This is a genomic window from Aeromonas eucrenophila, from assembly GCF_000819865.1.
Taxonomy (GTDB): domain Bacteria; phylum Pseudomonadota; class Gammaproteobacteria; order Enterobacterales; family Aeromonadaceae; genus Aeromonas; species Aeromonas eucrenophila.
Genome location: NZ_CDDF01000005.1, coordinates 763,166 through 775,189 on the forward strand (window position 1 = coordinate 763,166; position 12,024 = coordinate 775,189).

The 12,024-nt window shown below is 61.5% G+C and carries 8 protein-coding genes; 5 read left to right on the forward strand and 3 right to left on the reverse strand.

The features are described from left to right. The first annotated feature begins 75 nt into the window (after positions 1–75). Both BN1124_RS07395 and BN1124_RS07400 read left to right on the forward strand, forming a co-directional pair. Complete coding sequence (locus tag BN1124_RS07395; RefSeq protein WP_042640484.1) at positions 76–981, forward strand: ROK family protein; 906 nt, start codon at positions 76–78, stop codon at positions 979–981. A gap of 123 nt (positions 982–1,104) precedes the next feature. Then, on the forward strand, positions 1,105–2,490 hold the full coding sequence (locus BN1124_RS07400) for an SVAGG family GlyGly-CTERM protein (protein WP_042640486.1): 1,386 nt from the start codon (positions 1,105–1,107) through the stop codon (positions 2,488–2,490). Positions 2,491–2,625: 135 nt separating this feature from the next. Here BN1124_RS07400 and BN1124_RS07405 read toward each other — a convergent pair whose 3' ends face one another. Continuing rightward, on the reverse strand, positions 2,626–4,002 hold the full coding sequence (locus tag BN1124_RS07405; protein ID WP_042640488.1) for an amino acid permease: 1,377 nt from the start codon (positions 4,000–4,002) through the stop codon (positions 2,626–2,628). 359 nt (positions 4,003–4,361) lie between these two features. On the opposite strand from BN1124_RS07405, the gene BN1124_RS07410 reads away from it, so the two are divergent. Further along, the gene (locus BN1124_RS07410; protein WP_042640490.1) at positions 4,362–4,655 is read left to right on the forward strand and encodes a hypothetical protein; all 294 of its coding nucleotides are present in this window, start codon (positions 4,362–4,364) and stop codon (positions 4,653–4,655) included. Between the two features lie 111 nt (positions 4,656–4,766). Here the strand turns inward: BN1124_RS07410 and ppsR are convergent, their stop codons facing one another. Further along, complete coding sequence (gene ppsR, locus BN1124_RS07415; protein ID WP_042640492.1) at positions 4,767–5,579, reverse strand: posphoenolpyruvate synthetase regulatory kinase/phosphorylase PpsR; 813 nt, start codon at positions 5,577–5,579, stop codon at positions 4,767–4,769. A gap of 308 nt (positions 5,580–5,887) precedes the next feature. Between ppsR and ppsA the strand changes: the two genes are divergently transcribed. Together ppsA and BN1124_RS07425 are read left to right on the forward strand one after the other, a co-directional pair. Next, positions 5,888–8,260 carry a phosphoenolpyruvate synthase gene (ppsA, locus tag BN1124_RS07420; protein ID WP_042640494.1) on the forward strand — a complete coding sequence of 791 codons (2,373 nt, stop codon included), beginning with the start codon at positions 5,888–5,890 and terminating at the stop codon, positions 8,258–8,260. A gap of 320 nt (positions 8,261–8,580) precedes the next feature. Further along, the gene (locus BN1124_RS07425) at positions 8,581–9,558 is read left to right on the forward strand and encodes a helix-turn-helix transcriptional regulator (RefSeq protein ID WP_042640496.1); all 978 of its coding nucleotides are present in this window, start codon (positions 8,581–8,583) and stop codon (positions 9,556–9,558) included. A 78-nt stretch (positions 9,559–9,636) separates the two neighbouring features. Here BN1124_RS07425 and BN1124_RS07430 read toward each other — a convergent pair whose 3' ends face one another. Then, on the reverse strand, positions 9,637–12,021 hold the full coding sequence (locus tag BN1124_RS07430; protein WP_042640498.1) for a beta-glucosidase family protein: 2,385 nt from the start codon (positions 12,019–12,021) through the stop codon (positions 9,637–9,639). Positions 12,022–12,024: the final 3 nt, after the last annotated feature.

A 12,024-nucleotide genomic window follows, 5' to 3' on the forward strand; every position in this document is an offset into this window, starting at 1 on the left:
AGTTGTCAGCGTGCATAAACGGAGGAGGCAGATGACTGCCTCCTCTTTCTCGTTTGATTGTCGAGAGGATCACAGATGCAGGGATCAGACATTTTCATTGGCATCGATCTGGGGGGCACCCAGTTGCGGGTGGCCGCCATCACGGGGGAGGGCGTCATCCTGGAGCAGCTCAGGATGCTGACCGACAGTGCCCGTGGTTACAGGGCCATCGTTGCCGACATGCAGCGCGCCTGCCGACGCCTGACACAGGCGCATCGGGTCGCCGGAATAGGGGTCATAGCCCCGGGGCCGCTGGATGCGGTCAACGGGGTGATCCATGCGCAGCCCACCTTGCCGGACTGGGATGCGGTCCCGCTTCGGGCGATGCTGGAGGCCGAGTTCGGCCTGCCGGTACGGTTGGAGAACGACGCCAATGGTGCCGCCTTGGGGGAAGCCCTGCTCGGGGCGGGCAGAGGCCATAGCAGCGTCTTCTACATCACGGTGAGCACCGGTGTCGGCGGTGGTTTCATCTACAAGCGGCAGCTGATCAGCGGCGCACACAACTGTGCCGGCGAGATTGCCAATATGATCATCTCCGAAGAGGGCCCCCATGGGGACGGCCTGAACCGGGGCGCGCTGGAGAGCCTGACCAGCGGCACGGCGCTGGGACAACAGGCGAGGGCGTGGGGATTGGCGGATGCAGCCGCGCTGCTGACCCAGGCCGAGCCAAGAGCCCGTTTCGTCGCCAACCTGAGCACCGGCATTGCCAACGTCATTCACACCCTCAACCCGGACATCATCATCATGGGGGGCGGAGTGATGAACTCCCAGGCCCTGTTCTGGGATGAGTTGCAACGGCAGACAGATGAGAAGCTCTACCCCTACCTCAGGGGCAAGACCCGCTTCGTCCTGGCGGCGCTGGACGGCAATGCCGGTATCGTGGGGGCCGCCCTGTTGGCCCAGCAGCGGCTTGAGGAAGAGACGAGCCCGTCCCGGGGGTGAGTGTTTAAGCGCAGGCGTGAGGCTCAACCAGCAGCACCCGCCGACGCTTGCCGACAGTGACCTGCGTGATTTCCACGAACAGCTTCGATTGTTACTCAACAATCATTGACATGGATGTAGCACATGAAAGGAAACCTGATTGCCCTGAGCCTGTTGCTCGCCACCGGCGCCGCGATGGCAACCACCACCATAGACGTGAACTTCATGGTGCCGCAGGCCATGGCCGACAGCCAGGGTCGCGAGGCGCTGTTTGCCGGCCTGCGCGCCAACCTCGGCAAGGTGGACGAGTTCTACCTGTCGAAGTACACCGGCATCACCAAGAATGGCAAGCCGGAGGATATCCACTTCAACCTGCGCCAGATCCTCGTGCTCAGCGACAAAACCGCCGATCCTGAGTGCCAGGATGGCTTGGCCCATACCGCTATGGTGCTGTACCAGGACGGACAGATTGCGGCCAAGGGCAATATGGCGCCCAGTGAGCCCGGGTACGACACCGCCTGCATCTCCCCCGAAGATGCCGAGCTTATTCGGCTTGCCGGGCGCAGCTCAGGCGCGGATTTCTGGGTCACGCTGCACGATGGCTTCCTCCACGGCTATGCCATCGGGCTGGCGAGAGGCCAGATGGATGCGGAGGTGAAGCTCACCAATGTTGCCACCACCGGCGGCTACTATGCCCCCGGCAGCCTGGCACACGAGTTCCTTCACTTCTTCGGCGGGGTAGACCTTTACAACAAAGCGGAAAATGCCCTCTGTCAGCCTGACGGTGCCTGGTCGGGGCGCTTGATGTGCCGTAGCCCCCAAGTCCCGAACGCCAACCTGTTTGGCAGCACTCGGTACCTGGATGAGAAGCTGTTTTTGCAACGCTTCTACGACAGGGCCGACTCGACCATGGACGACTGGACCTATAACGGCATCAACCGCAGCCGCTCCGCATTCGCGGCATCGGGGGCGGCGGTGATGACGGCGCCAATCAACGGCAGCCGTGTCGCCAGCCTGCAGGTGAGTGGCAGCACCCTCTCCCGGGAGGTGCCCTTCCTCACGCTGAGCGTCAGGGTGAAGGGAGCGGGCCAGTATGCGCAGCCCGTCGCGGTGGAGCTCTATACCCAGGGCGTCACCGCCAGAGCCGGCGATAACTACTTCGATGATGTCACCCAGACCCTGACATTCGATCCGGGCAACCCCGACTACGAGGTCACGGCCGACGGCAGCTGGGTGAAGACCGTGCGACTCACCAGCAAAAACCTGGACTTCAGTGGAGACAAGACGCTGCTCCTGGGCCTGCGCGCTGGCAACGCCACCGCGGTCAATGCCGCTCAAACCACCATCACTGTCGCCAGAACCGGTCCGGCCCCTGCCCAGGCCGAGCCCGAGCCCGTCCAGAGCAGCGATGATGGCGCGAGTGTGCCTGTGATCAAGAGCACTGACGAGGGCTTCGGTGCTGGCGCCAGCTCGCCGCTGGTGTTGCTGGGGCTGGCTTGCCTCGCCTGGTGGCGCAGAAAGTACCGCTAATGGAGGCTTTGGGGTTGCCACCCTGGCCGAGCAGGGGAGGGGATACAAACGATGGGCATCACCGCCTGAATCAACGGTGTGCCCATATGAAAAATGCCGGTCATTGACCGGCATTTGCGTAAGAAGAGCGGAGGCTTAGCCGAGGTTGGTCGCGACAGGGCTACGACGCTTCAGTTTGAACTGATAGCCGATGGCCAGCACAATCAACCAGACCGGGATCAGCATCACCGAGATCTCCATGCCCGGGGTCAGGTACATGATGACCAGGATGGCGGCCATGAAGGCGAGGCAGAGGTAGTTACCGAACGGGTGCCAGAACGCCTTGAACTTGGGCTCTACCCCTTCGGCCTGCTTGGCCTTGCGGAACTTGAGGTGGGCGAGGCTTATCATGGCCCAGTTGATGACCAGGGCGGAGACCACCAGCGCCATCAGCAGACCAAAGGCCTTGCCCGGCATCAGGTAGTTGATCAGCACGCACAGCAGGGTCGCGGCGGCAGACACCGAGAGGGCGACCAGCGGCACGCCGCTCTTGTTGGTCTTGAGCAGGCTGCGCGGGCCGTTGCCCTGCTTGGCCAGGCCAAACAGCATGCGGCTGTTGCAGTAGACACAGCTGTTGTAGACCGACAGTGCGGCGGTCAGCACGACGATGTTGAGCACGGTGGCCACCAAGTCGCTGTCCAGGGCGTGGAAGATCATCACGAAGGGACTGCCACCTTCCACCACCTTGCCCCAGGGGTAGAGGGACATCAGCACGGCCAGGGCACCGATATAGAAGATGAGGATGCGGTAGATCACCTGATTGGTGGCCTTGGGAATGCTCTTCTCGGGATCGTCGGCTTCTGCCGCCGTGATGCCGACCAGCTCCAGACCGCCGAAGGAGAACATGATCACCGCCATGGCCATCACCAGTCCGTTGATGCCGTTGGGGAAGAAACCGCCCTGATCCCACAGGTTGGTCACGCTCGCCTCGGGGCCTGCGCCACCGGAGAACAGCAGATAGCCGCCAAAGCCAATCATGCCGACGATGGCCACCACCTTGATGATGGCAAACCAGAACTCCATCTCGCCGAACGCCTTGACGTTGGTGAGGTTGATGGCGTTGATCAGCACGAAGAAGAAGGCCGCCGACATCCAGGTCGGGATCTCGGGCCACCAGTACTGCACGTAGATGCCGACCGCGGTCAGCTCGGCCATGCTCACCAGCACGTAGAGTACCCAGTAGTTCCAGCCGGAGGCGAAGCCGGCAAAGTCACCCCAATACTTGTAGGCAAAGTGGCTGAAGGAGCCGGCTACCGGCTCTTCCACCACCATCTCGCCGAGCTGGCGCATGATGAGGAAGGCGATGAAGCCGCCGATGGCGTAGCCGAGCAGCACCGAGGGACCCGCCATCTTGATGGTCTGGGCAATGCCGAGGAACAGGCCGGTACCGATGGCACCGCCCAATGCGATAAGCTGAATGTGGCGGTTTTTGAGGCCGCGTTTCAGCTCTCCGCCCTGTTGTTGAAGATCCATTCTTCCGTCCTTACGTCGCTGAAGTCACTCGTCTGTCGCCCGTCCACCTTTGCACTTCCTGTGCCCCGGCGCGGCACACTGTGCCGAAAACGTGACGAAATCCGTATTAATTTCGTTACGGTGTGCCACTCATCGTTTTTTATGGTGGCTACCAACCCGAGCAGAATAGTGATAATCGACCGCCCATGCACCTGTTTTCCTCATCATTGGCGCGTTTTTTGGGACCGATGCAGGTTTTTTATGATCCAGACGGGGGTTTTGGGAGTGATTGCTGGTTTTATGGGCGATTGGATTTAGAGTGGTTGACATGGCGGTATCGTCGTGTCCTATTGTCGTTCTTCTTCACGAAAGGACTCATTATGGTCGAACGTATTGTCGGGGGGCTGCTGTTCGCCGCGCTCTGGTTGGGGCTCTGGCTCTCCCCCATGTTGCTGACGATGGCAGCAGCCTGCCTCATCGTCTGGGGATGGCAGGGGGCGGATTATCTGGTGGCCAACATCATCATGGTGCTGACACTGGCCGCGGGCATTGGCCTGGTACCCGCCTGCTGGCTGAGTGAGCGGGTACGCAAGGGCCCCGGTCTGCTGACCCTGCATGGCTGGCTGATGAACAATAAAGAGCTCAACAAGCCGGGCTCCCGCCCTCATTTATGATGGCAATGACGCCGACGCACCCCGTCGGCGTTATTTTTGCCCCTCTCTACTGTTCATTTATATTGCCGCACCCTTTCCTGCTGGAATTTCATACCAATCATGTCATGTTTGTCAGCACAGTTGACGGCGCAAGCCGGTGGCCTCCAGGATCTTGGCGCTGATCTCCTCCACCGAGTGAGAGCTGGTGTCGAGGAAGTGGATCGCCTCCTGACGAAACAGCCGCTCCACGCTCGCCAGCTCCTGATCGCACTGCTCAAGGGACGAATAACGGCTGTTGGCGCGGCGCTGGTTGCGGATCTCGTGCAGCCGCTGGGGCGCTATGGTGAGGCCGAACAGCTTGTGGCGGTTGGCCTTGAGGGCCGCAGGCAGCTCGAGTGAGCCCATGTCCTGTTCGATGAAGGGGTAGTTGGCTGCGCGAATGCCAAACTGCAGCGCCAGATAGAGGCTGGTCGGCGTCTTGCCGCAGCGGGACACCCCGATGAGGATGATGTCCGCCTCGTCATACTCCTTGGTGGTGATGCCATCGTCGTTGCTGAGGGCGAAGTTCACCGCCTCGATGCGATCGTCGTAGAGCTTGCGGTTCTCCATGCCATGGGTGCGATGCAGCCTGGGCTCGGCCTTGATGCCGAGCTCCTGTTCGAGCGGGCTCACGAAGGTGTTGAGAAAGTCGTGGCTGCTGGCCTGGGCCTTGAGCACCTCTTCGCGTACCTGGGGGTCGACTATGGTGTGAAACAGGATGGGGCGCACCCCGGTCTGGCGAAACTGTTCGTCGATCCGCAGCCGTACCTGGCGGGCCTTCTCCTGAGTCTCTACGAAGGGGATGGTGACCTGCTCGAACACCAGGGGGAACTGGCTCAACACGGCGTGACCGAACACCTCGGCGGTGATGGCGGTGCCGTCGGATACATAGAATACGGTGTGCAATGGGGACTCCTGTGATGCGCTTCGGTGCGGTGGCAAGGTAGAAGTATCTCTCGAAACCATATCACCTTTGTCAACAGGTCTGCCGTAGCCAAGTTGTGAACTCGCTTGCAAACCTGAGTCGTTACCTTTTTGTGTCGGCATTGTAGAATGTCTGTGTCAAACGGCCATCCCCAAATCTTGCAGGGGATATTTTTGACAATAAGTAGAAAACGTTTTCATGGTCGTTGGCAAGCACACACCAACAAAAACATATGATTTGGCACAGCAGGTGCGTTGACACCCTGGCCCACCAACCTGGAGACATGCAAATGCAACAGTACGTACTCTGGTACGAGCAGCTCGGTATGCAGGACGTAGAGCGCGTCGGCGGCAAGAATGCATCCCTTGGCGAGATGATCAGCAACCTCGCGGGTGCCGGTGTATCCGTGCCGGGCGGCTTCGCGACCACCGCCTTTGCGTTTAACGAGTTTCTGGAGTTAAGCGGCCTCAACGGCAAGATCCACGACTTGCTCGACAGCCTGGACGTGGACGACATCGCCGCCCTCAACCGGGCCGGCCAGCAGATCCGCGACTGGGTGGTGGACGCACCATTCCAGCCTGCGCTGGAGCAGGCCGTGCGCGCCGCCTATGACAAGCTGAGTGCGGGTCTCGAGGCCTCCTTCGCGGTGCGATCCTCCGCCACCGCGGAAGATATGCCGGACGCCTCCTTCGCCGGCCAGCAGGAGACCTTCCTCAACGTGCGCGGCATCGATTCCGTCATGACCGCCATCAAGCATGTGTTTGCCTCCCTGTTCAACGACCGCGCCATCTCCTATCGGGTGCATCAGGGCTATGACCACAAGGGCGTGGCGCTCTCGGCCGGGATACAGCGCATGGTGCGCTCGGATCTCGCCGCCTCCGGCGTCATGTTCACCCTGGACACCGAGTCCGGTTTCAACGACGTGGTCTTCATCACCGGCAGCCAGGGCCTGGGCGAGATGGTGGTGCAGGGCGCCGTCAACCCGGACGAATTCTATGTGCACAAGCCGACTCTCAAGGCCGGTCGCCCCGCCGTGGTGCGCAAGACCCTGGGCTCCAAACTCATCAAGATGACCTACTCCGATGACGCCGGTCACGGCCGTCAGGTGAAGATCGTCGATACCTTGGATGCCGAGCGCAACCGCTTCTGCATCACCGATGAAGAGGTGATGGCGCTGGCGAAACAGGCCCTCATCATCGAGCAGCACTACGGTCGCCCGATGGACATCGAGTGGGCCAAGGATGGTCAGGACGGTCAGCTCTACATAGTCCAGGCCCGCCCCGAGACGGTGCGCAGCCGCCAGGAGGCGAACACCCTGGAGCGTTTTGCGCTGAAACAATCCGGCAAGGTGCTGATCGAGGGGCGCGCCATCGGCCACAAGATTGGCTCGGGCCCGGCGCGGGTCATCTCCTCCATCAGCCAGATGGACGAAGTGCAGCCCGGCGACGTGCTGGTCACCGACATGACGGATCCGGACTGGGAGCCCATCATGAAACGGGCCTCCGCCATCGTCACCAACCGCGGCGGCCGCACCTGTCACGCCGCCATCATCGCCCGTGAGCTGGGGATCCCGGCCGTGGTGGGCTGTGGCGATGCCACCAAGCGCATCGAGCCGGGCCAGCTCATCACCGTCTCCTGTGCCGAAGGGGACACCGGCTTCATCTACGACGGTGAGCTCGACTTCGACGTGGCGGTGACCGAGGTGGGCAACATGCCGCGCCTGCCCATCAAGATCATGATGAACGTCGGCAACCCGGACCGCGCCTTCGACTTCGCCCAGTTGCCCAACGCCGGCGTGGGCCTGGCGCGCCTCGAGTTCATCATCAACCGCATGATCGGCGTTCACCCCAAGGCGCTGCTGGAGTTCAACCAGCAGACTCCGGAGCTCAAGGCCACCATCACCAAGATGATCGCGGGCTACGACAGCCCCCGTGAATACTATGTGGCCAAGCTGAGCGAAGGCATCGCCACCCTGGCCGCCGCCTTCTGGCCGGAGCGGGTCATAGTGCGGATGTCGGACTTCAAGTCCAACGAGTACGCCAACCTGGTGGGCGGTCGTGACTACGAGCCCCACGAAGAGAATCCCATGATCGGTTTCCGTGGCGCCTCCCGTTACATCGCCGACAGCTTCCGCCCCTGCTTCGCCCTGGAGTGCGAGGCGATGAAGCGGGTGCGTGATGGCATGGGCCTGACCAACGTCGAGGTGATGATCCCCTTCGTGCGCACCGTGGGGGAAGCGGAGCAGGTAGTGGAGATCCTGGCGGAGAACGGTCTGCGCCGTGGCGAGCGTGGTCTCAAGGTCATCATGATGTGCGAGCTGCCCTCCAACGCCCTGTTGGCGGATCAGTTCCTGCAGCACTTCGATGGCTTCTCCATCGGCTCCAACGACATGACCCAGCTCACACTCGGACTGGACCGGGATTCCGGCCTCATCGCCCACCTGTTCGATGAGCGCAACGAGGCGGTCAAGGCGCTGCTGTCCATGGCCATCCAGGCCGCCCGCAAGGCGGGCAAGTATGTGGGCATCTGCGGTCAGGGCCCGTCCGATCACCCGGACTTCGCCGCCTGGCTGGTCGAGCAGGGCATAGATTCGGTGTCCCTCAACCCCGATACCGTGGTCGACACCTGGCTCTATCTGGCCGAGCAACACAAGGCCCACTGATCCGACATAACAGTCGCGGACGATAATAAAAACGGCGCCCACAGGGCGCCGTTTTTATATCTGACAGCAGCTGTGTCATCTATTGTCCGATGCCTCTGCGCTGCTTGTTCAAAATAAGCGTGTCAGCGCGTGCTTTTACACTCCGTTACATCGGCGTGCCTGCCCGGCGTTTCATAATAAGCCCCTGATCGGATGGGGCTGGATATATTCCCACATGCGAACGAAATAGCGCCTCTTTGGGGCTAGCCATCAATGAATCACATCAATATTGCCAGGGTAGGCGGATGTCACAGAGCGTATCAAATCAGGTGATCAGGAGAATGTTGGCGGCCTGCCAACAACAAGGGGGAGACTCGGAGGCCATATTGATGGCGGCCGGTCTGACAGTATTCGATATCAACCGGACGCAGGGCCGGATCCTGGCCCAGAGCCATTACCGCGCACTGAGCCTGATGCAGGGCTATTTGAGCGGGTTTCACCAGGAGATCCTCTCCTATGACATAGACCAGCTCTATGGGCACTACCCGCCGCTCATCAGCCTCTGCCTGAACCGGCCATCCCCCCGGGCGGCCATCGAGGCCCTGCTGGCCTATCGCACCGTCATCGGCAACTGCGACGATTTCCGGGTAAAGACGGGCGCGCTCCACACTCAATATGAGTATATCAATCAAGGGCCTGCCATCCTGGGGGCGAGTCAGGCCATCCCCAACTTTGTCATCCTCTACCGGATCCTGCGCGTCTATGAACCCGCGATCGAGGTGTCGCTGGGCTTTATCGGCAAGCCACCGGCCCACCACGGTCAGCTGGATCACTTCTTCGGCACCCGCTGCCGCTGGGAGCAGGAGGCGAATACCCTGACTCTCGCCAACACCCTGCTGGATAGGCGCAGCGATTGTTACAACGAGCCCCTTAGCCGTTTGCAAATCGGCCAGCTTGAGCATATTTGCGCCGAGATAGCCGAGCGGGTGCCCTTTACCCATCAGGTGGGGGAGCGGATCCGTCACAAAATTTGCGAGGGGGGGATGGAGAGCGATGAGAATGTGCTAGAGGATGTTTGCTCGACCATGAATATCAGCCGCTGGACCCTGAACCGGAAATTGCAGGGGGAGGGTGGCAGCTTCTCCACCATTTTAAAACAGGTCAGGATGACGGAGGCCTGCCGATTATTGGAGCAAGGGGAGCAGACGCTGCAAAATATCAGCGATCTGGTGGGTTTCTCCTCCCAGAGTGCCTTCAATCGTTTCTTCAAGGCCAATGCCAATATGACCCCGCTGGTCTATCGCAACTCCCGCCAATAAAAAGGGACCGGGGCAATCCCGGTCCCTGATGATGGGGCCACAACATGGGAGTGGGCACTGGCGCCCACTCCCGCCCCGTTATTTGGTCACCGTGGTCACGGTGGCGGCATCCACCCCGCTTGGCAAGGCCAGCGCACCCGCCGTGGTGTGGCTTACCACTATCTCCTTGCTCACCGTGAAGGTCACTGGCACCGTGGCCGACACATCCGAGGAGGGGCTGATGTAGGCACTGTAGTTGCCCGGCTCCACTATCCACTGGTTGCCGGCCTCGTCGAAGCTGGCGAGGAGGCTGGCCGGAATGGTGAAGCTCAGCTGCTCGCTGGCGCCAGGGGCGAGCTGCTTGGTCTTGGCGAACGCCTTGAGCTCTATGGTCGGTTTCTTCAGCTTGACCTCGGGGGCGCTGACATAGACCTGGGCCGCCTCCTTGCCAGAGACGGCACCCGTATTGGTGATGGTCGCTGTCAACACCAGGCTGCCGGCCGCGCCGCTGACCAGGGTGTTCTGGGTAACTGCCGGGCTGCCATAGCCGAAGCTGGTGTAGGAGAGGCCAAAGCCGAAGGGGTAGGAGACCGCCTGCTCGAAGGTGCTGTAGTAGCGGTAGCCCACGTAGATCCCCTCGTTGTAGTAGAGATCGTCCGGCTCGCCGTCACCGTCGGTGTCCTCACCCGGGAAGCTGCCCGAGGAGGGTACGCTGGCGTAGCTCGCGGGGAAGCTCTGGGCCAGCTTGCCGCTCGGGTTGACCGTGCCGGAGAGCACGTCCGCCACCGCATGGCCTGTCTCCTGGCCCGCCATGTAGGCCAGCAGGATGGCGTCCACCTTGTGGCTCCACTGGGCGGTATCGATCACCCCGTTGACGTTGAGCACCACCACCACTTTCTTGCCCTGGGCGTGGAAGGCGCTGCTCACCGCGTCGATGAGGGCACTCTCGTCGTCACCGAGCAGGTAGTCACCTTTGCCACTGCTGCGGTCGGCCCCCTCGCCGGCCTGACGGCCCAGGCTGATTACCGCGACCTCCTGTTCGCTGGCGGCGGCGGTGATGAGGCTGGTCAGCGCGGGGCTGACGGCCGCCTCGGCGCAGGTGTAGTAGCCCTTGGCGCCAAATTGTCCCTCGTGATAGACCTTGTTGTTCTCATAAAAATCGCGGTAGTAAGCCTGCAGTGCTTCGCTCACCGGGAAACGGCTGGCCAGCCCCTGGGCTATGGTGGTGAGGCTGGCGGCATTGACATCCCCGCTGCCGGTGCCGCCCTTGTAGGTGTTGGTCTGGTTGATGCCAAAGCTGGCCACCTTGCTGGTCGCGGCAAGGGGCAGGGCGCTGGCTTCGTTGCGCAGCAACACCATACTCTCGGCCCCGGCCTGGCGGGCCAGCGTGGCGTGAGCGGCCAGATCCGGGCTGTTGCCGACGGGCAGTTGGCTATAGGAAGGGCTCTTCATCACCTGGGTCAGGATATTGATGGCCGCCTCTGTCACCTTGGCCTCGCTGAGATCCCCCTTATCGATGGATTGCTGCAACTGCTCCTTGACGTTGCCTGGCTCGATCAAATCCTGTCCTGCCAACACCTGCTTGTAGGCGTTGTTGGCCACGTCCCCGGCAAACCAGTCGGACATCACCAGCCCATCGAACTGCCACTCGCCGCGCAGCACCTCGGTCACCGTATCCTTGCGCTCGTTCACATAGGTGCCGTTGACCTTGTTGTAAGAGGTCATCACCGCCCAGGGTTGTGACTCGTCCACCGCTATCTGGAAACCGCGCAGATAGATCTCGCGGAAGGTTCTCGGCTCACCGATGTCGTTGATCTGGTTTCGGTTGGTCTCGGAGTTGTTACCAAAGAAGTGCTTGATGGTGGTGCCGACCCCGTTGCTCTCCACCCCGTTGACGATGGCGGCGCCCATCTTGCCGGTGAGCAGGGGATCTTCCGAGTAGTATTCGAAGTTGCGGCCATTGAGCGGGTTGCGCTGAATGTTCATGCCCGGCGCCAGCAGGATGTCGACGCCGTACTGACGCATCTCGTCCCCCATGGCTGCTCCCACGGATCTGACCAGATTGACGTCCCAACTGGAGGCCAGCAGGGTGCCGATAGGCCAGGCGGTGGCATGGTAGCTGGCACTGTCGCCATCGCGGTTGGCGTTGATCCGCAGGCCCGCCGGCCCGTCGGCCAGTTTCAGGGCCGGAATGTCGATGCCGTCGGCGCTGCGCAGCACCCCGTTGATATAGCCCGCCACCCCGGCAACGTCCTGCTTGACGTTGATGGCGCCGTCGGCGCTGCCATAGCCGGGGCCGGAGAGCAGGTCCAGCTTCTCGCCGAGGGTCAGTCTGGCCACCATGGCCTCGGCCTGACCACGGTAATAGGCATCGTCTTTGACTAGGGGAGCCGAGTCGTTCTGGTTGCAGCCGACCAGGATCCCGGCGAGGGCCAGGCTAACGCAGAGTGAAACCGCTTTCATTTTTGTTGTGGTAATAGGCATGAA